7 protein-coding genes are annotated in these 21239 nt (G+C 72.7%); all 7 read left to right on the forward strand.

Annotated elements, in window-relative coordinates:
• The 7 genes from AB0C62_RS02845 (at position 1) to AB0C62_RS02875 (ending at position 21239) form a co-directional block, all read left to right on the forward strand.
• Positions 1-627 carry a hypothetical protein gene (locus AB0C62_RS02845; RefSeq protein WP_362969298.1) on the forward strand — a complete coding sequence of 209 codons (627 nt, stop codon included), beginning with the start codon at positions 1-3 and terminating at the stop codon, positions 625-627.
• A 98-nt stretch (positions 628-725) separates the two neighbouring features.
• Positions 726-2984: a WXG100 family type VII secretion target gene (locus tag AB0C62_RS02850; RefSeq protein WP_362969299.1), complete on the forward strand. Its 2259-nt coding sequence runs from the start codon at positions 726-728 to the stop codon at positions 2982-2984.
• A 59-nt stretch (positions 2985-3043) separates the two neighbouring features.
• On the forward strand, positions 3044-3475 hold the full coding sequence (locus AB0C62_RS02855) for a YbaB/EbfC family nucleoid-associated protein (protein WP_362969300.1): 432 nt from the start codon (positions 3044-3046) through the stop codon (positions 3473-3475).
• Positions 3468-3836: a WXG100 family type VII secretion target gene (locus tag AB0C62_RS02860; RefSeq protein ID WP_362969301.1), complete on the forward strand. Its 369-nt coding sequence runs from the start codon at positions 3468-3470 to the stop codon at positions 3834-3836. Before AB0C62_RS02855 ends, AB0C62_RS02860 begins: the two co-directional genes overlap by 8 nt.
• A 30-nt stretch (positions 3837-3866) precedes the next feature.
• Positions 3867-18161 (forward strand): hypothetical protein, encoded by a 14295-nt coding sequence (locus AB0C62_RS02865; RefSeq protein ID WP_362969302.1) that lies wholly within the window; start codon positions 3867-3869, stop codon positions 18159-18161.
• Between the two features lie 154 nt (positions 18162-18315).
• Positions 18316-19407 carry a hydrogenase expression protein HypE gene (locus AB0C62_RS02870; RefSeq protein WP_362969303.1) on the forward strand — a complete coding sequence of 364 codons (1092 nt, stop codon included), beginning with the start codon at positions 18316-18318 and terminating at the stop codon, positions 19405-19407.
• Between the two features lie 50 nt (positions 19408-19457).
• Positions 19458-21239 (forward strand): nickel-dependent hydrogenase large subunit, encoded by a 1782-nt coding sequence (locus tag AB0C62_RS02875; RefSeq protein ID WP_362969304.1) that lies wholly within the window; start codon positions 19458-19460, stop codon positions 21237-21239.

Below are 21239 nucleotides of genomic sequence, written 5' to 3' on the forward strand. Positions count from 1 at the left end.
ATGGCGATCACCGACGACAGCGCCGACCGGGGCCACAGCGACCCGAACGACAACCCCAACGACCACGGTGACAACAACAGCAGCTCCACACAGGGCAGCGGCGACCACCACTACCACGGTGGCACGGACGTCCTGCACGCGCCGGGCATCCTCAGTGATCTGCACCCCTTCGTGCCGCCGCCGGTGCCGGGCGGCAACGGCTCGAACGGGACCTCGGTCAGCACCCCGTCGATGGACCTGTTCGCCACCAACATCGACCTGTTGATCCAGCCGGTGCGTGACGTCGCCACCGCTCTCGCGGACGTATCCATCGCTCCGGGCGCCTTCTACCACGCCAACGTGATGCGGACGAAGGTCAACGGCCCCAACGCGGACGCGGGGCTCAAGAAGAGTTACGGCGACGCCCTGTCCGCGCTGGTGACAGGGCTCACCGACCTGCGGGACGGGGTCAAGCAGCTCAGCCACGACTACGGCACGACGGAGGAGGCCAACAACATGACGGCCACCGACCTCGCGGACGCCCTCGGCAACACCGCCAACGACTTCAACACGATGATGACGTCGAACGGCGGCACCGGGATGACCGGCACCGGCAATCCCTCGACGAACACACCGGCCCCCGCCTGAGCCGTGACCGGCTTTCGAGGGCCCGTTCGCGTCGCCCTCACGGGGGCCGGCGCGGGCGGGACGACAGACACGGCACAGGTGCGTACAGGAGAGCGAAAGTGGCGGACTACAACAGCGGCGGCTTCCACCAGGGCGACGACGGCACGATCTTCGGCAGCCCCGACGGCTCGTCCAGCGGCAGCATCAACGACTACGACAACTGGGACTGGAAGCAGATCAAGGCCGCCATCACCGGTATGTCCGCCGGGGTCGAGACCGACGCCAACGAGTCCCATGCCCGTGCCGTCGCGGACCCCCAGTCGCTCCTGGACGCCGCCAACGCCTTCTTCCACGTGCAGCGGACCCTGGAGGGCGTCACCAAGAGCCTGGTCGACCAGGCCAAGGCGCTCGCCGGCGACAACGGGCCGTGGAACGGCGCCGCCGCCGACGCGTTCCTCGACATGATGACCAACTTCTCCCGGCAGGTGAAGGCCAACGCCGATGTCCTGGCCGGGGGTTCGACCGGTGACCGGTCGGTCCCCCACCAGTTGGCCAACAACGCGATCACCCTCCAGAGCGCGCAGAACAAGCTCGGCGAGATCGACAGCTGGTACGCCGACCAGGCGATCGCGATGGGCGTCACGCCGATGTCCAACGGCCTGATCCCGGTCAGTCAGAAGCCCGAACTCGTCCAGATGATGAACGAGGACATGCGGAGCGTCCTCAAGAGTCTGGCGCACACCTACCAGGTGACGACGGACAACATCGTCAACCCCGTACCGGTCACCTCCCCGGCCAACAACCCCAACGGTCCGGGCACCGGCGACGGCCCACCGGACGAGGGCCCCGACCTCGGCGGACCCGACGGCGGGATCGGCGACACGGGCAGTCTCTCGGACCTGTCGGGCATGCCGGACACCGGCCTGGACAAGGGGCTCGACACGGGCGGCGGCATCGGTGGGCTGGACGGGTCGGGCGGTCTGGACCCGTCCGGCGACGTGGCGGGGTTCCCCGGCGACGCGTCCTCGCTGGACGGCACCGGCCTGGGCGGAACAGGGCTGGACGGAACGGGCCTCGACCCCACCGGACTCGACGACCTCGGTCTCGACGGCCTCGACCCCTCGGCCCTCGACAACGCGCTCAACCCGCTCTCCTTCCCGGGCCTCGGTGGTCTCGGCGGCCTCGGCGGGCTGGGGACCGGACGGCTGGGCGCCGGCAAGGGGGCCTTCGACGGTCTGTCGACGGCCGACCCCGAGGCGTTCGGGGACACGGGGCTCGCCGACGGACTCTCCGACGGGCTCACCGGTGGTCTGGACAGCGGCCTCGCCGACGGGGCGGCCGCCGAGTCGGGCATGCCGTCGCAGCTCGCGACATCCTCGGGGATGCCCTACATGCCGGGCATGGGCGGTACGGGCTCGGGCGGCGGTCTGTCCTCGGAACCGACGGACGCCTCGGGGCTGCTCGACGCGAGCGCGGAGCCCTGGGAGGGCGAGGCGCTGACCGGCGGCGACGACGTCGGCTCGGAGCTGGGCGCGGCGGCGGGCGGCGAGGGCCTGGCCGCCGGCGGCATGCCGTACCTGCCCGGGATGGGCGGCGCGGGCGCTGCGGGCGGTGGGCGGGACGCCACGAGCGAACGCACCGACGCCTCGGGGCTGTTGGACGAGACCACCGAACCCTGGGCGGCCGACGAGGACTCCGAGGCGGACGAGGTCGGCTCGGCGGAGGGCACCCTCCCCGGAGTGCCGTACCTGCCCGGATTCGGCACGGTCGGCACGTCGGGCACGACGGTTCGCGGGTCTCGCACGGGCGCCGGGGAAGACGGCGGCACCGCATCCGGCGGCGAGGAGGGCGAGCGCGCGGGGGAGTCCACGGCGGCGGAACCGGCCGTCGCGCCGGGGGCCCGTTCCGTGGCACCCGCGACGGCTCCGGCACCGGTCGCGGTCGGCTCCGACGGTCTGCCCCTGCCCGGTGACGACGGGAGCGCCCTCGTCCCGCGTCCGGTGGCCGACGACGGCGAGGAGGACTTCTCCGCCTGGGAGGCCGGGGCGGGAGCGGGCGCCTTTGTCCCGCTGCTCTGGGCGGTCCGCGGAGAGCGGGAGTCGCGGGAGACCCCCGAGGAGGAGCAACAGGGCGCTTCGAGCGAGCCGTTGAGTACCTGGCAGCCGGAACGGCAGGCCCCGGGGGCGCAGTCCGCGGCACAGGTCGTCCGGGGTGCGTCGGGGTGCGGCGACGGCGGGCCCGAACCGGAGGCACCCGACGGCGAGTCCGAGGAGCCCGAGGAGGAGACCGAGGAGACCGGCCGGGGCATCGCGGACCTGCTCGTCCAGGAGGAGAGCACCTGGGGCACCGTCCCCGACGGTCCCGCGGCGACGTACTGAGTCCGCGCAAAAACCAGGATCCGCAGCCGTCGACACCGCTCACAGGGAGAAGAGTTCACGTGTCCAGCCCGTACGACCAGCAGATCGAGGACCTGCTGGAGCAGTACCGCCGGCAGCGCGAGGAGGCCGCCGAGACCAGGCGCCGGATCAACGCGACGACCTCGACGGCGACCGCCCCGCGCCAGACGGTGAAGGTGACCGTCGGCGCGCAGGGGGAGGTCACCGCCATCGAGTTCCCGACCGGTGCCTACCGCCGCATGGCACCCAAGGAGCTGGCGGACGTCCTGCTCGCCACCATCCAGCAGGCACGCTCCGAGGCGCTGGACGGCGTCGCCGGCGTGCTCGCCGGCGAGCTGCCACCCGGGGTGACGGTGGCCGACCTGCTCCAGGGCCACGTCGACCCCGCCGCCCTGCTGCCCGAGGACCCGGCGATGCCGGACTCCGTACGCGACTACGTCGACCACGGCTTCCAGGGGGAGACCCATGAGTGACGGCACGTTCTCCGTCGACACCGAGCGACTGGAACAGGCCGCTCCACAGGTCCAGGAGCTGGCCGGACGGATCCGGTCCATCGCGACCAAACTGGACGGCCGGCTGTCCGCTCTCGGCGAGTGCTGGGGCGACGACGAGAGCGGCCGGCAGTTCCTGGAGCAGTACGCCGAGCCCAAGCGCCAGCTCGGGCACGGCATCACCGGGGTCGGTGACGTCCTGGACAGCACCGTCGAGGGCATCCGCACCATGGCCAAGGGCTTCGAGCGCACCGAGGAGCAGAACGTCGAGGCGCTGCGCGCGATCACGCCCTCCGACTCCGTGTCGGTGAGCGACTCGTCGCCGCACCGCACCCGCCGCTAGAGCACGCCCGACAGAGGAACACGGCAGCACATGAGCGTCGACATGCCCCCCGAGCTCGCCTGGGTCGCCCGGCTGGCGGTCGGCCAGGCCTGGCCCAAGGGCAACGAGGACAACCTGCACGCCCTCGGCCAGGCCTGGAACGAGGCCGCGCAGGAACTCAAGGGGATCAGCGAGCAGATCGGCGCGTCCGGCAACGGTGTCCTGGAGAGCGTGGGCGGTCAGGTCGCGGACGAGTTCCGCGGCTTCGTCACCCAACTGGAGTCCACGCTGCCGGAGATGGCGCAGTCGGCGGACCAACTGGGCAAGCTCGGCAAGCACACCGCCGTCCAGGTCGAGTACTCCAAGTACATGATTCTCGGTCAGCTCATCCTGCTGGCCGCGCAGATCGCCCAGTGGGCCTTCTTCGCGCCCGAGGTGATCCCGCTGGCCGTCACCGCGGCGAGGGTCGCGGTGAAGATGATCCTGCGGCGGCTGCTCATCTCCGTGGCGACCGGTGTGGCCATGAACGTCGGCCTCGACGTCGCCGTCCAGACCATCCAGTTCCTCAAGGGCGACCGCACCGAGTGGAGCACCGACAACACGGTCTCCGCCGTCGTCTCCGGTGCCATCGGCGGGGCCATGGGCGGCCTGTTCTTCGGCGCGGGCAGCGTGCTGGCCCCGAAGTTCGCGCACTCCCTGCTCGGCAAGGGCGTCCTGGGCGCGGCGACCGGCCTGAGCACCGCCGGGATCATGTACGGGATCTACAAGAGCGGCCAGGACGAGTTCGGTACGTCGATCTCCGCGGGCGCACTCGGAGCGCTGGGCGGTGGAGGGAAGCGGCGCTTCGGGGGCAAGGGAGGCACCACCGAGGTCGACCCGATCCATGTGAACGTCCCCGGCCCGCTCACCTTCGATCTGCCCGGCCTGGAGACGGCGGAGAAGGCGGCCTTTTCGGACCCGCCACCGCCCCCGGGCAAGTCCGCTCCCTCGACCGGCGCGGCCACGAACTCCGACAGCGTGAACGGGAACGGTCCCGCGACCAGGACCGGCGAGGAAACCGGCGGAGCCGACGCGCACGCGGGGCGCACCGACAGCTCCCCCGTCGTCCACTCCACGACCGACGGTCCGCACACCCCGGCCGCCGCCACCCACGACGGCGGCCTGCCCGGCTTCGCGACCACCCTGACGACGACACCCGGCGCCACCTCGTCCGTCTCCTCCTCGTCCGGCGCGAGCGGCCCCGCGGCAGCCCGTACGGCATCACCCGGCCCGGCCTCGACCGTCCGGGCCGGTACGGGTACCGGCGTCGCCTCCGGGACGGGCGCGGGCGGCAACGCCACGTCCGCGCCACGCCCCGCGACGACCTCGACCGGTTCGGGTCCGGCCACCTCCCCTGCGGAGTCGACCCGTTCGTCCACGACGTCCGAGGGGCCCGCCCGGTCCACCGAACCGCGGCCGTCGGTGCGCACCGAGACGACCACACCGTCGACCGGCAACAGCACGGCCACACCCACGGCCGCCCGACCGGAGACCGCGGCGGCCGCCACCGCCCCGGCCACGCACCAGGCCCCGAGCACGGAGGTCCCGGAGAGGGTGGCGGCCGCCGGCCCCGCGACGCCCACGACGACCGAGACCGCCACCACGGCTCAGGACGCCGACGGAGGGGACGGCCGGACCTCCCGGGTCACGGACCCGGACACCACAACCGCGCGGGCTGCCGCGCCACCCACGCCCGACCCGGGGCCCACCCCCGCCCCGCCACCGGTTCCCGGTCATGGCGAGCGGGCGCCCGCGCCCCGCATGCGGCTCGACCGCACCCCGCGCTTCGTCGTCCGGTCCTCTTTCGAGGCGCGCCGGTTCACCTATCAGGGCGGCCCGGTCACCGATCTCACGGTCAGGGTCGCGTTCCGCGGTAATGGCGGGGGCCATGACATCGGGGCCGTCTGGGACCGGATGGCCGACGGTGTCCGCCAGTTCCTCAACGAGCCCGGCTACCACCTGCCGAACGGCGACCGTCTGCACATCACCGTGGTGCGGGCACGGCCCGGCGACACCCCCCATCTGACCGTCGACCTGGTCGGCCGGGACCGGGGCATGGACCAGCGGTCGTGGTGGCCGGACGCCGAACCCGTCGACTACGCGCACGAATTGGCCCACCAGATCGGTCTGCGCGACGAGTACCGCGACGCGAGCACCCCGCACCGCCCCGCCGTCGAGGGCAGCCTCCAGGGCGACTACCGGGCGGCGGCCCCCGAGAACCTGAGCCAGGCGGGCCTGCGGGACCGTCATCTGCGGCTGATCGGCGCGCTGGTCGGCGACCTCGACGAGACGGCCGGTACCCCGCGCCCCGATGACCTGACGTCGGTGGGTCTCCCGCACGACCAGGAGTGGGCACGCGCCTGGCAGGGGGCCTCGGCCACCGACCGGAGCCATGTGTGGGTGGACCCGGTGTCCGACCCCCTGCGTCACGGTCAGGACAGCGCGGCGGTCCAGAACGCGGAGTCCCGGGAGACCCCGGCGGAGAACGCGCCGGGCGACCGGGGCCAGGACCGGTCGGAGGCCGGGAGCGGGAACCGTCCGGCGAGCCGGAACACGGCGAACCAGCAGGAGAACCGGGCCGGCGACCCGGAGCGGGGCCCCGAGGTCGTCCCCCGGATGTTCGGGACGCCGAAGCACTCGCCCGACAACTCGCTGATCATGCAGCCCGGTTACGCCTCCGGCGACCAGTTCGGCATCCTCACCTCGCTGCTGAGCGACCCGAACCGACACGTCCTCATCGCCCGCGGACCGGCCGCCGGCCTCCCCGGACACGACCCGGTCCGCGACAAGTCCCGGGCCATCGCGGCGTTCTACGGCGAGAGCGGGATCCCGCAGTCCCGCATCCACTTCGTGGACGTCCCCAGCATGGAGACGGGCAACAACGTCTGGCCGGCGCTGAACCACGAAGCGACCCGCATCGCGCAGCACCAGTGGCTGATCCCCAAGTCCTTCGACGACATGTTCCAGGTCAAGGAGTTGTGGGGCGTCACCGACGGCACCGATCACGTCGCCCGGGAGTTCTCCCCGGCGTTGCGCGACCGGATACGCGGCGCCTGGAACCTGGGCCCGCACCACGACCCGGCGGTCGAGGCGTGGCTGGCCGGCCAGGGCATACGGATCCCGGAGGGCAAGAAGCCCGTCCTGGTCCTGTGGTCCCGTTTCTCGGGCAAGGCCACGCAGTGGTCCGACCTCAGAAGCCGGATGGAGCACGACACCAGCTTCCAGGGCGTCCGCCAGCTCCTGCGCAACGTGGGGGACGGCTACAAGGCGGTGATCATCACCGGCGACCCGCACCCCGACGGTGCCAAGGGCGGCAAGTGGGACGAGCTGGTCCACGACATGCGGGGCGAGCTGGGCACCGACGCCATCCATCACGTCACCGGCTTCTGGCGCGGCGCCGACCCGGGGCTCACCGCGTGGGGCGGCAACACCCGCACCGGCCAGTTCCGGCTCTACGACCACCTCGCACGGCAGCACGGCGTGCAGCACCTCGGCTTCCGCTCGGGGAACCTGGAGGCCGTCGCGCTGATCGGCCACGACGTGCACTATCTGGAGGAGTCGGACGCGACCGGCGCCCGCCGTATGGAGGCCTGGCACGACCACAACGGCACCGGCAACACCCGTAAGGGCGGCCTCGCTCCGGGGTACGAGCGGGTCGTCGTCGGGGACCCGCCGACCGCGTCGGGCCGGTACGCGAAACAGTTCGAGACGGACACACCGCCGTACAGCTCGTACCGGCCCGCCGACCCGTCCGCGGGATGGCGCAAACCGGTCGCCGTGTACGGCGGGGAACGGGGCTTCGCCCACACGGACCTGGAGTCGATCCGCGAGGAGCTGGGGATCGACGGGCGCGGCCAGGACCATGACGCCTTCGACGCGGACCGACTCCAGCACGCCCGGCGCCGGTACGAGGCGGTACGCGACTACATCCGCACCAACAGGAACTTCGCCGGATTCGAGGTCGAGCCGTACCTGACGCCGATCGACCAGTTCTTCCACACCGCCCCGGAGAACTACCCCGACGGCCCCTCGCAGATGTACGCGGACTTCGTCGAGACGTACCTGCCACACTTGCCGGACGTCTGGGAGACCCAGCGCCGGATCCAGCAGAACATGGCCTGGCAGGCCTACTACCAGCAGCAGGCGCAGGCGGGCCACCAGCAGCAGACGGGCGGGGGTGAGGTCGCGCCGCGCGCCCCGCAGACGAAGACCTCGGACGACACCGGGACAGGCGGTTCGGTCGCGCAGTCCGACGGCACCGCCATGATGACGCGCCCCGCACCGGCCTCCTCCGACGCCCGCCCCTCGGCGGAAGCGGCGGCGGAGTCCTCCGCCCAGGGACGGGCCCGCGCCGACGCCGCCCAGCAGCACCCCTCGTTGTCGGCCGTGCCGACCACGGACGGCTTCGCCGAGCTGCGCCATCTGTCGTCGACCGGAGTCACCCCGGCCGACGCCCGGGCCCGTTACGGAATGCCCGAGGCCAACTTCACCAAGTTCAAGGAGATGTCGGCCAAGCACCAGCTGCGGATCGACGTACGGCCTACCAACCCGACCGCTCCCGACTGGCTCGACCAGGGCAAGCTGCCCAAACCGAAGGACATCAAGGCCAAGTCGATCAACGACGTGGACGTCCATCTGGGCGCCCGGGCCGAACACCGCGGCCTGATCGGGTACTTCCGGCCCAGGATGCCGGAGCGCGGGGACCTCGACGACCGGACCTGGAGCCGTGTCGAGGCTCGGTTCGCCCAGCGGAACGAGGAGTTCGAGACCCTGGCCCCGGTCATGGAGAACCTGACGGCCCAGGGGAAGTTCAAGGTCGAGGACGGGCTCGTGTTCGGCCGGGACCGGGAGGGCGGCTGGCGGGAGATCACCGGCGACCACGACGTGTTCGACATCAGCACGCCGGGCAGTACGCGCCTGAAGGGCAGCCCGTACGACCGGGTGGTCGGCGAGATGATGGCGAACGACATGGCCGTCATGCACGGCGCCCACATGGACTGGGAACCGTCGTCGCCGTTCAGCAAGGGCATCTTCACCAAGATCGTGGAGTCGCACCAGGAGGGCGGTGAGCCCCTGCTCCGCTTCCGCCCCGGGATGAACGAGGCTGAACTCGTCCACGCCCGGCCCGGCGTGCTCCCGTCGCGGCCCTCGTCCGACGTGCGGATCGACGCCCCCGAGCCGGAGTCGCGGACCGTGGACCGGTCGGCGGAACCCACCGAACCGACGGAGCCTCAGCCGTCCCCCGCGTCGGAGACCGACGGACTGCCGCCGAGGGAGGGCGAGTCGGCGGCGAGGGGAGGCGAACCACTGCTCCAGGAGCCGGAATCGCCCGTCGCCTCGCGCGAACTCCCGTTCGTCGCGCCCGAGTCGCACCACTCATCGGTCGTCCGGGAGACCGTGGTCGAGCCGGAGCCGATGGTCGTCGAGCCCGAGGGCGACCCCATGAGCCCGCCCACGCCGACCGGTGATCCCGGCCGCGCGGGCGGACCTCCCGAGCCTGTGGTGGACCGGCCCGCGTCGCCGGAGCCGCACGGCGATCCGCCGGCGCGGCTGGGCGGCCGGTACCAGCGGTCGTTGGCCGGGGTCAGGATCACGGACGCGCCGGGGCCGGAGGCGCTGCGCGCCCGGGTCCTGGCGACACTGCCGCGCGAGCACCGGAGCGACCGGCAGGTCGTGCAGAAGCTCGACGCCGAGTTCGATCCGGCCAACTTCCGTGAGAGGCACGACCAGATGGTCAACGGCGGCTGGCGTTTCCAGCTCCGGGTGGGCGGCGCCCCGCACGACGTGCTGCTCACAGCCCACCCGGCGGGCTGGCGCCACCGGGCCGACGCGCCCCGGGCCGACGCGAACGACGGCAAGGGGTTCGAGCGGACGGCCGAGGCAAAGCGGCAGGACGAGCCGAAGAAGACCTCTCTCACCACTTCCGAGGCGGGCCTGGAGCTGGCGCCGGTCGTGATCCGTCCGGTGCCGGGCCACGCCGACCAGCTCGGCCTGGTCACACCGTCGGTGAAGGCGGGCGGCGTGTCGCACGCCGCCGACACCTCGGTGACCAACGGCTCCGAGTCCGCGGCGAAGACCGCCCTCACCGGTCCGACCGACACCTACGTCTCCAGTTTCCGTTACGAGGCGGACGTCATCGGTCCGGACGGCAACCCGCTCCCCCGGCCGAGCACCGTGCACATCGCCGCCGACGTCACCGCGGAGATCGCCCGCCCCACCACGGAGCCGGGCGCCCCGCGGGCGGCGCGGGCAGGCGGCTGGCAGCACGACAGGGCAGGAGCCGTCGAGGGACGACCGCTCGACATCACCGGACTCGACACCGCCCGCACGGACGTCTTTCGTCAACTCCCGCTGGAGGAACGGCCCGACGGTATCGCCCACCACGACATCCTGGACTTCCTGTCCCCGAAGAACGTCGTCGACGGCTTCGAGCACGCCGCCGGCTGGGGCCTGACCTCGAAGCGGCTCGACCTCTCCGACGGCGGACACGCCTGGCTCCGGCTCACCCTGGAACCGGAGACCTCCGTCCACGAGGGCACCGTCTCCGACAGACGCACCGTCAGCAGCAAGGCGACCGGCGAGCACGGGACCGGCAGGACGGACAGCTCGACCTGGTCGGTCGGCCTGAACGGTGGCGGTTCGCGGCGGTTGTGGGAGAGTCGGCAGACCAACGAGTCCACCTGGCTGACGCTCACCGGCGGCTACACCTACGCCCACAGCCAGGCGCACCAGGAGAAGGGCAAGCAGACCTTCTCCCTGGAGCACAGCGTCGAGCACGCGGGCACCGGCGACCTGATCGGCACCCGGGTGCGGTTCCGGGTCGAGGTGCTGCGCGACCACTTCTCACCGGGAACGGACGGCCTGCGCGCGGTCCGCCACGAGCCCGCTCCGCCTCGCACCGGCCGGGACGAGGAGAGCGCGCCCGCCACCCCGGCGGGCGAGGTCCTCCGGATCCGGCCCCGCCCCGCCGAGACCCCCGACATCCAGGACGGCGACGCGGGGCAGAGCCACCCCGACGGCCCGGGCACCCGCACCGCACCGCGGAACCTGCGCACGCCGCTGACCGCCCACCGCACCGCGTTCGTCGACGTCCCCGGCTCGGTGGAGCTGGAAGCGCACATCACGCGGCACCTGCACACGCTGGCCCCCGGCATCCTCCCGCCGCCCGGCACCGGGGCGGGGCGGGTCACCCCGCAGGCCATGGAGAACCAGCGCCTGCTGCGCGAACGCGTGTCCGGCTCCGGTCTGCGCGCCGAGGGCGACCACCTCCTCGACGGCAGCTTCCGGGTCACCCTGGACGCCTCCCACCTGCCGGGACTACCAGGCCGGAGCTACGAGGTCGTGATCCGGGCCAACACCGGGGCGGGCGCCCACGACGGGGCCGTGCACTCGACGGCCAAGAGCACCGTGACCCGCGGCCACGCCGCCGACAAGGGCGTCACCCGGGGCAGCAAGCACACCGGCGGTGTCAGCGGCAACGTACGCAGCGCGCTCAACCCGGCGGACACGGTCCGGGCCTTCGGGCTCGGCGGCGCCGACGGTTCGTACGGTCCCTCGCGGCAGACCGTCGCCGGTACGGAGACGCAGGTCAAGCGCGGGTTCCAGCACAAGGGGCAGGCCGACGCGTTCAGTTATCCGGTCACGTACAGCGTCATGATCGGCCCGCACCGGGAGGGTGAGCCGCCGGGTGCCCTCTCGGCGGACCGGTCCGCCGACGGGCGGGCCCGGCACCCGGTGCGCGGGGTCGCCCCCGCGGGCGGCGAGCCGCTGCGCGTGGAGGTGCGACGCCCGGAGGTGACCGCGGCGCCGCCGCGCTTCCTGCGGCCCGCGCGGCTGCCGCAGCTGCACGCGGTGGCGCACGTCGCCGACGAGGCGGCGTTCCGGCGACAGGCGGAGACGGCTCTGCGCGGGGCGTACGGATCCCGTACGACGGACAGCGAGCCACCCGCGGTCCCCGACCTCGGCGAAGCGGTGCACGCCCTCTCCGGGCAGGCGCAGTTGCGCGGCCTGGTCTCGGCCTCGCACGCCGGCTGGGCCAACACCCTCGACCAGCACGTCGGCGACGGCCGCGACCCCGACACCGTCGGTCTGTCCGTCCGTACCCGGCTCGGCGACCTCACCTACCAGGAGACCCTGGCCGGGGACGCCACTCTCGATCTGGAGGTGAAGGCGACCGGGTCCACCACGCTCACGGACCAGACGTCCTGGGCCCTCAAGGGCGGCATCGGCCCGGACTTCGGCTCGTTCCCGGAGACGGCGGCGGGCGAGCTGACCACCGGGTACCAGGTGCGCGGGGGCTTCAAGGGGAAGCTCGGCGGTCAGTGGGACGGCGCCGACACGCTCAAGCAGCAGACCGGCACGACGCGCAAGGTGAGCCACACCGGCACCTGGCACGTCTACCGTGCCACCGCCGAGATGAGCGTCGCGGGGCGGGTCACCGACGCGGCGGGAGTGCCGCACGTCGGGCGTCCGGTCCGGCGCGACCACGAGGTGCTCGTGCTGCTGTCCGACGAGGACGTGGCCCGGCTGCACGCCGGGCCGCCGGTCCCGGACGCCGCCGACCGGACGCAGGGATCGCCCGCGCCGCTGCGGGCCACCCTGCTCGACCAGGGGGTCTCGGGCGGCGCCCTGGTGGAGATCCCGGACACCGACCCCGTCCTGCGGGCGATCGACCACCAGCTGCGCGGCGCCGCCGAGGACGCCGTCCCGGTGGCGGCCCTGCCCTTCGCGGACACCTTCTCGCCGGACGGCCTCGCCGCCCGCTACGACGAACTCGTCGGTCCCGGCGTCCTGGACCGGCACGTCGAGGAGACCCGTGCCGGACGCGTCGTCACGGAGGTGCTGGTACGCGGGATCACGGACGGCTGGCGCGACGACGGCTCGCGTTCGGACCGGCCGCTGACCCGCGACGTGAGCGCGGCCCACACGGTCAAGGGGAAGGCCGCGGGCAAGTGGTCGCTCGGCGCGGAGGCGAACTTCCGTGGCTCCGTGCGGCCCCCGGTCCCGCACATGAACGCGGCCTCGCTGGCTCCCGCCGGTGCCGTCGAGGGTGGTCGGGGCACCGGCGCCGAGTCCGGCGTGACCACGACGGTCGGCCACAAGACCTCGGGCTACGGCGACGCGAACGCCCGCTTCGGTACGCGCATGTCGTTCGAGGTGACGGTCACCCGGCGCACGGAGTGGGGACGCTTCGTCCACCTGGACCGGGGCCCGGAGACCGTCGGCCCGTTCGCGACCACGGCCTGGGTGCCGGAGTCGCTCACCGAGAGCGCGACGGCGGCCCCGCACCCCCGTCTCCCGGACACCCCCGACCCCGCCGTGGCCGCCCGGCCGGACGACCTCGAACTCGGCCTGCTCCCGCGCCGGACCGACGCGACCGACCACGCGGCCTGGCAGGCCGGTCTGGGCGAGGCCCACGACCTGGTCGGCTTCGACAACGCGAAGGCCCTGCACGACACCGCTGTCCGGGCCCAGGCCACCCCCCGGCCGTGGGGCGACGGACTGCTCGGGCAGACCGGCGCGTACTACTCGTGGGCGCTCTCGCGCGGCGCCGACGTGGCCGGGTGGGCGGCACGGTCGACTCTGCCCGAGCCGCTGGTGTCCAGGGGGACGCGGTTGCTCAACACCTTCGTGGCCGACGCGCGCCTCGGCCGGGACCACGACCTGAGCCAGGAGCAACGCCTCAGTCTGGAGGAGCAGTTCGCGATCCGTCAGACGCTCTCCGGGCAGTCCCTGCCGGCGCTGTTCCACCGACTGCAGACGGCCGACGCCCCCTACCGGGTGCCCGGCACGTCCGTCGCCCTGTCCATGGAGGCCACCGGACCCGCGGTGGAGCTGAGCCGCCGTGAATCCGCCGACGACGAACTCACCGTCGCCGTCAAGGGCGAGGACGCCACCACCGCCACCGACACCTACAACTGGACCGTCTCGCCGCTGGACTTCTCCGTCCTCACCAGCGATCCGGTGGTCGCGGTCCCGCTGAACACGGGGCGGATCGCCCGCGACCAGTCGTACGACGCGGCCCGACCGGTCACCCGGATCCCGGGCACCCCCAGCCGTCCGACCCCCGACGCGGCGCTGCCGCACGGCAGGGCGGCCACCGAACCCGGGAAGGCCAAGATCAACGGTCCGGCCGCGCTGATGCGTCAGCCCGTGCGGATCAGCGTGCACAGCCAGGACGAGCAGGGCCGTTACGGCACGCCCCGGACCGTGGCCGGTCACGTCTTCCACTGGTCCACGGTGGCGGCACCGGCCGCACCCGAACATCCCGGCACACCCACCACATCCAGCGCGGCCCCCTCCGTGCACGAGCGGCCGTTCATCTCCCCTCTCCGTGCCCCAGCGCCCGCTCCCCGGAGTCGCGTCGCGGACCTGCGCGCCGACGAACTCAGCCCCCGTGCCCCGCGCACGGCACATCCGTCACCGTCGGCCGTCCCGGAGCACGCGGCTCCCCCGGCCGAGCCGGCACCGGCTGTCATCCGCTCCGTGGGGTTCGCCTCGCAGGACGTGACCGCGCTCGGCCCCGACGAGGTCGCCCATGTGGACACCCTGGCCGCCGAGGTGGCGAAGGGCGCGGCACGGAGCGCCGCCGCCGGGCTGCGGCTGCCGGACGTGACGATCACCGGCCACGGCATCGCGTCCGTGGCGGGCCGGCCCCACTTCGGCAGGTCCGTGCAGATGGGCGCCGAACGCGCCGACGCCGTGGGCGAGTTGTTCGCCCGGCGGCTCGACGCCCATCTGCGGGGCCTCGGATCACCGCTGACGTCCGGCTCGTTGACGATCGTGCGCGAGTCACGGGGCCCCGAGCTGCCGCACGGCACCGACCCGGCGCAGGACACCCCGGCGGCCCGGAGCCGTGCCCTGGTCACCGTGACCCGCCTGCCTGGCGAACAGTCCTCCGTAGCGGCCGACATGGCGCCGGGCGACGACGGCCGGTCGCGCGAGGCCGGGCACGAGAGCCCCTCCGTGCGCGACGAGTTGCCGCCCGCCGGTGGTGAACGGCCTGCCGTGCCGGCCGAGGAGTCAGTGGTAGCGGCCGAGCGGCCCGCCGTGACGGCGGAGCGGATGTCCGTACCGGCTGAGCAGTCGGCCGAACCGGACGCGGCGCCGCCCGCATCGCGCGAGTCCTCGTCCGACCCGCGCGAACCCTCGCCCGTACCCGCGCCGTCGTCCGCCGCCGAGACCGGACGGGCTCCCGTCCGCCCCGGGCAGTGGCGTGGCCGCCGGGAACGGGCGGCGTGGGCCGTGCTGCGCACCGAGCGGTACGACCCGGCCCGCCGCCCCTGGGCGGACCGGCCGGCTCCGGGGATGCTGGCCGGACGGGACGTCGTGGTCCGGACGGCGATCGCCCGTGTCCAGGCCGACGACGGCCGCTGGGTCCGCAACCTGTCACTGCATCTGCCGGTCCGGTTCGGCGCGGGCTTCGGCGCCGACGACCTGGGCTCCTACCGGAACCGGCTCCAGTCGCTGCTCGACACCCATGTCAACGGCGGGCTGCGGCTGCCCGGTTCGGGCGACCACTTGCACATCGACGTGGAGGTGGAGCACCGCCCGGACCACCCGGAGGCCATCGAGATCAGCCGAAGCGACCGACCCGGCCGGGACTGGGACCAGTTCACCTTCCCGCTGGGCACCCGCGAGGGGATCGCCGACGACGCGAGGGCCCTCCACGAGATGCTCCACTACGCGGGGCTGCCGGACCGCTACCACGACCCGTCGACGCTCTTCCGCCGACTGGAGCGGCAGAGCGACCGGCACGGCGTCATGGCGGACATCGACACGATCGAGGTGCCCGAGGCGTACGCGCGGGCCATCGAGGCGGTCACCGACTCCGGTCCCGTCCTGCGCGACCTCCCGAACACCGGGGACGGCGCGCCCGGCCTGAGCCATGACGCCGCCCGCGAGGTGCTGCTCTCCCCGGACGCGGACCGGACAGGCACGGAACGGGCCCCGGGCGCCGCGCCGTTCGCCGGCCGCGACGACGCGTACGTGGAGAACCTGTTCCGCCAGGTACTGCACGAGAACACCCGGACGGACCACGGCCGCAACTGGTCGGGCGCGGGACGGCCCCGGCTGGACGCCACCCGCTACGCGGTGGTCCGCGACGGCGGGGCGAGGGAGACGGCGGCGCTGCCCGCGCACGCGTATGTCGTGACGGCCCGGGCGTCCGAGAGCCACATCATCCTGGATACACCGGGCGGCAAGTTCAGGTTCTCCGATCCCGAGGAGTTCGCCGCGCTGCTGGCGAACGACCCGCACCGGCCCTCCCACGCCGACATCGTGCTCGCCGTGCGCGACCTCCCGGAGGGCGCCCTGGGTCTGCCGCGGGCCCTTCACCAGGTGACCGGGAGCCGGGTCTGGACTCCGGTCGGCGGCACCCTCCAGTTGCGGCACTTCCGGACGACGACCATGAGGGGGGAGCGCATCACCCTGTTCGGGGCGAACCCCCGGTGGGAAGCGACGGGAGAGCCCGACCCGTTCGCCGCGCTGCGGGCGAACCGCCTGGTCACGGACGCGTACACGACCGACGCCTCGGACGGGACGGTGCTGTTCCAGCGGCTTCCCGAGACCCGTTTCGCGACCTTCCACGCCGCCGACCCGGCCCGGAACGACAGCCCCGCCCTGGTGCTGCCCGTCCAGCAGTTCGAGGAGGTACGCGTGGGCGACGCGTCCCGGATCGAGGTGTCGCAGGACCGCACCCTGGCCGTGGACGACAGCGGCAACCTGAGCCGGCACGCGTATGCCACCCAGCGGGCCGTCGACGACGCGAACGCCCGGCTGGCCGCCGCCGGAAGCAAGGTCCGGCTCACCGCCGATCCCGAGGTCACCCTCGTCCCGCGGCACGAGGACGGAACGCCCGGGGAGCCGCTGCTGCGGATCAGCCCGGAGTTCCTCACCCGCTCGGGCCGCTCCGACGAGGAGGCCTGCCGCGACTTCGCGCAGATGGTGTCCGGCGAGGTCCGGGCCTCCCACGCGGTGTTCCGCGTTCCCGGTTCCCGTGTCTCGACCGGCAGGATCAGCGCCCTGGACACGGCGGAGGTCACCGGCACACACCACCTCGCCGAGTCCCTCGTCCAGGTCGCCGACGGGCAGCTGGACCCCGCCCGCACCGGACCGGCGTGGGCCACGGCCCAGCTCGGCCGGGACGACCGGGACGTCGGCGGCCAGGGCGGGGCACCGCTGCCCGGCGAGGAGTACGGGCGGGCGCTGAGCTACGAGCACGTGGACGACCCGCGGCGCGACGCGCTGTCGGCGGCGGCACTGCGGATCGGGGTCAACGAGGGCGCCTGGGCCGAGGTGGGCGAGGGCTACCTCGTCCAGTCCGTCGGTGCGGCCGGTCCCGAGGGGCAGCCGTCCCTCGACGTCAACTACGCGAAGCCGGGCAGCGAGGGCGGCTCGCACTTCGGGTACCACTTCGCCTCCGTCGTGCTGTCCAGCGAGGACGGCCGGTCCCAGCTCACCCTGGAGAACCATGCCCGGGTCAGCAGGACCCGCGCCGAGATGGCGCGGGCGGTCGAGTACAACCTGAGACAGTCGGCCGACGAACTGCGCTCGGTGGGCGAGGCGTTGGGCCGCCGGGCGCGCCGTGCGGAGCAGCGCGGGGCGACCGAGGAGGCGGAGCGGCTCTCGGCGCTGGTCCGACTGGCCGACGCGCTGGTGACGGCGAAGGAGACCCGCGACCGGGGGGCGCCCGAGGAGGAGCAGGACCGCACCCTGCGCCAGGCGGCCACGCGCATGCTGAAGACGGCCCCCATGATCGAGGGCAGGGCACAGTGGTACTTCCGCTCCTACAGCCGCCGCCCCGGCGAGTCCCTGCACGAGACGCACGGCGCGCTGCTGTCCGACCACGCCTCGGCCGAGGCGAACCCGCTGACCCTCGTGGTCCTGCACGGCCACAGCCCGCCGCTGCACCGCTTCATCACCTTCGAGGCGTCGGGAGCGATGGCCGACGGCGGCCAGTTCAAGCTCGGCCAGCTCGCCGAGCACCTGGTCCGGGTCGGGCTGTGGAACCGCGACCACGGCCTGTCGCTGCCCTCGGTGCGGCTGACCGGTCACGGCGACGGTCACGCCCCGCACCGGGACGTACGGCTCACCGGCGAGATGGCGGCCCTCATCCGCGAGGACCTGCGGGGCCGGATCGCCGACCTCCTGCGGGAGCGCGGTTCCGACGCCGACCCGGACGGCTTCCCCATCTCGGTGGCGTCCGGTCTGCGCCGCGACGACGGGGTGACCCGCGGCCCCGAGGTCACCTTCGAGATCGACCACTGGGACAGCACGGACGCCTCGGTGGACGCGGGTGCGCCGTGACCGTACGACGGGCGGGCGCCATCGGCGTCCGCCCGGGTAGTGCGCGAGGACGATAGGGCCCGTTCGCACTTACCTGCGGGCTCCTCGCCGGTCACCATGAGAGAGGCAGTTTGGCCACTTTTGGCTGGATTCAGCCAATTTCCCAGGAGGGCTCATGGACGCCCCGACCGCGACGACGACCGACCCCGTCGCACAGGACGACGCGCAGGACCCGACCGACGACCCCACCGTTCACATCCTCTGGATCAACGCCGGGCTGAGCTGCGACGGCGACTCCGTGTCACTGACCGCCGCGACCCAGCCGAGCATCGAGGAGCTGGCACTCGGCGCTCTGCCCGGGCTGCCCAAGGTCGCGGTGCACTGGCCACTGATCGACTTCGAGTGCGGCCCCGTGGAGGGCGCCGACAATTTCGTCGAGTGGTTCTTCAAGGCCGACCGCGGAGAGCTGGAGCCCTTCGTACTGGTCGTCGAGGGGTCCATTCCGAACGAACGGGTCAAGCCCGAGGGCTACTGGTGCGGCTTCGGCGACGACCCGGAGACGGGTCAGCCGATCACCACCAGTGAGTGGCTGGACCGGCTCACGCCGAAGGCGCTCGCCGTGGTGGCCATCGGGACCTGCGCGACGTACGGCGGTATCCACGCGATGGCCGGCAACCCGACCGGGGCGATGGGCGTGCCGGACTACCTGGGCTGGGAGTGGAAGTCGAAGGCGGGCATCCCCATCGTCTGCATCCCGGGCTGCCCGGTGCACCCGGACAACGCCTCGGAGACCCTGCTCTACCTGCTCTACCAGGCGGCGGGCGCGGCGCCCATGATCCCGCTGGACGAGGAGCTGCGCCCGACCTGGCTCTTCGGCGCCACGGTGCACGAGGGCTGCGACCGGGCCGGGTACTACGAGCAGGGACAGTTCGCGACCGAGTACGGATCCCCGGAGTGCCTGGTCAAGCTCGGCTGCTGGGGTCCGGTGGTCAAGTGCAACGTGCCCAAGCGCGGCTGGATCAACGGCGTGGGCGGCTGCCCGAACGTCGGCGGGATCTGCATCGCCTGCACCATGCCGGGCTTCCCCGACAAGTTCATGCCGTTCATGGACGAGCCGCCGGGCGGCCATGTGTCCGCGACGGCGAGCGGTATCTACGGCTCGGTCGTGCGGCGGTTGCGGCACATCACCGAGAAGACCGTCGAGAAGGAACCCAAGTGGCGCGGGAAGGGCGAGAAGCTCACGACCGGCTACAAGGCCCCGTGGTGACCGCGGTCATCCGCTGAGCAGCACACCCGACAGGAAGGCGGCGCGGCACCATGGCGACGGCGACGAACAAGCCGGCCGGTGACGGCCTCACGGAGATGTCGTGGGACCCGATCACCCGCATCGTGGGCAGTCTCGGCATCCACACCAAGATCGACTTCAAGGCGAAGCGCGTCGCGGAGTGCTACAGCACCTCGTCCGTCTTCCGTGGGTACAGCGTGTTCATGCGCGGCAAGGACCCGCGTGACGCGCACTTCATCACCAGCCGGATCTGCGGCATCTGCGGCGACAACCACGCCACCTGCTCGGTGTACGCGCAGAACATGGCGTACGGGGTCGCGCCCCCGGCTCTCGGCGAGTGGATCATCAACCTCGGCGAGGCCGCGGAGTACATGTTCGACCACAACATCTTCCAGGAGAACCTGGTCGGCGTGGACTACTGCGAACGGATGGTCCGCGAGACCAACCCCGGCGTGCTCGAACTCGCCGAGCGCACCGAGGCCCCGCACGCCGCCGACCACGGCTACCGGACGATCGCCGACATCATGCGCTCGCTGAACCCGCTGGAGGGCGAGTTCTACCGCGAGGCCCTTCAAGTCAGCCGCTACACAAGGGAGATGTTCTGCCTGATGGAGGGCCGCCACGTGCACCCCTCCACGCTCTACCCGGGTGGGGTCGGCACGGTCGCGACCATCCAGCTCTTCACCGACTACCTGACGCGCCTCACCCGCTACGTGGAGTTCATGAAGCGCGTGGTCCCCCTCCACGACGACCTCTTCGACTTCTTCTACGAGGCGCTGCCCGGCTACGAGGAGGTCGGCCGGCGCCGGGTGCTGCTGGGCTGCTGGGGCGCCCTCAACGACCCGGAGTACTGCGACTTCCAGTACGCGCACATGGAGGACTGGGGCCGGCGGATGTTCGTCACCCCGGGAGTCGTCGTCGACGGCAAGCTCGTCACCAACAGCCTGGTGGACATCAACCTCGGCATCCGCATCCTGCTCGGCAGCTCGTACTACGAGGACTGGGCCGGCATGGGGAAGTTCGTCGAGCGGGACCCGCTGGGCAACCCCGTCGACGAGCGGCACCCGTGGAACCAGCACACCATCCCGGCGCCCCAGAAGCGCGACTTCGACGACAAGTACAGCTGGGTGATGTCACCGCGCTGGTTCGACGGCAAGGACCACCTCGCCCTGGACACCGGCGGCGGCCCGATCGCCAGGCTGTGGTCCACGGCCCTGTCCGGACTCGTCGACATCGGCTACATCAAGGCCACCGGGCACAGCGTGCAGATCAACCTGCCGCGCACCATGACCAAGCCGGAGATGGCCCTGGAGTGGAAGATCCCGCAGTGGAGCAACGCCCTCGAACGCAACAGGGCCCGCACCTACTTCCAGGCGTACGCCGCCGCGGCCGCCCTCTACTTCGCCGAGCAGGCGATGGAGGAGATCCGCGCCGGACGCACCCAGACCTGGGAGAAGTTCGACGTGCCGGACGAGTCGATCGGCTGCGGCTTCACCGAGGCGGTCCGGGGCGTGCTGTCCCACCACATGGTGATCAGGGACGGCAAGATCGCCAACTACCACCCGTATCCGCCGACGCCGTGGAACGGCAGCGTGCGCGACAGCTACGGCACACCGGGCCCGTACGAGGACGCGGTGCAGAACACCCCCATCTTCGAGGAGAACCCGCCCGAGACCTTCAAGGGCATCGACATCATGCGGGCCGTCCGCAGCTTCGACCCGTGTCTGCCGTGCGGCGTGCACATGTACGTCGGCGGCGGGCGGACCGTCGAGGAGACGCACATGCCGACCGGGCTGAGCGGACTGGCGGTCTGA

Source organism: Streptomyces sp. NPDC048643 (assembly GCF_040650615.1).
Taxonomy (GTDB): domain Bacteria; phylum Actinomycetota; class Actinomycetes; order Streptomycetales; family Streptomycetaceae; genus Streptomyces.

Excerpts from the sequence above, each read along its gene's own strand:
- AB0C62_RS02845 (WP_362969298.1), top strand. The coding sequence starts at position 1 with ATGGCGATCACCGACGACAGCGCCGACCGGGGCCACAGCGACCCGAAC.
- AB0C62_RS02860 (WP_362969301.1), top strand. The coding sequence starts at position 3,468 with ATGAGTGACGGCACGTTCTCCGTCGACACCGAGCGACTGGAACAGGCC.
- AB0C62_RS02865 (WP_362969302.1), top strand. The coding sequence starts at position 3,867 with ATGAGCGTCGACATGCCCCCCGAGCTCGCCTGGGTCGCCCGGCTGGCG.
- AB0C62_RS02870 (WP_362969303.1), top strand. The coding sequence starts at position 18,316 with ATGGACGCCCCGACCGCGACGACGACCGACCCCGTCGCACAGGACGAC.
- AB0C62_RS02875 (WP_362969304.1), top strand. The coding sequence starts at position 19,458 with ATGGCGACGGCGACGAACAAGCCGGCCGGTGACGGCCTCACGGAGATG.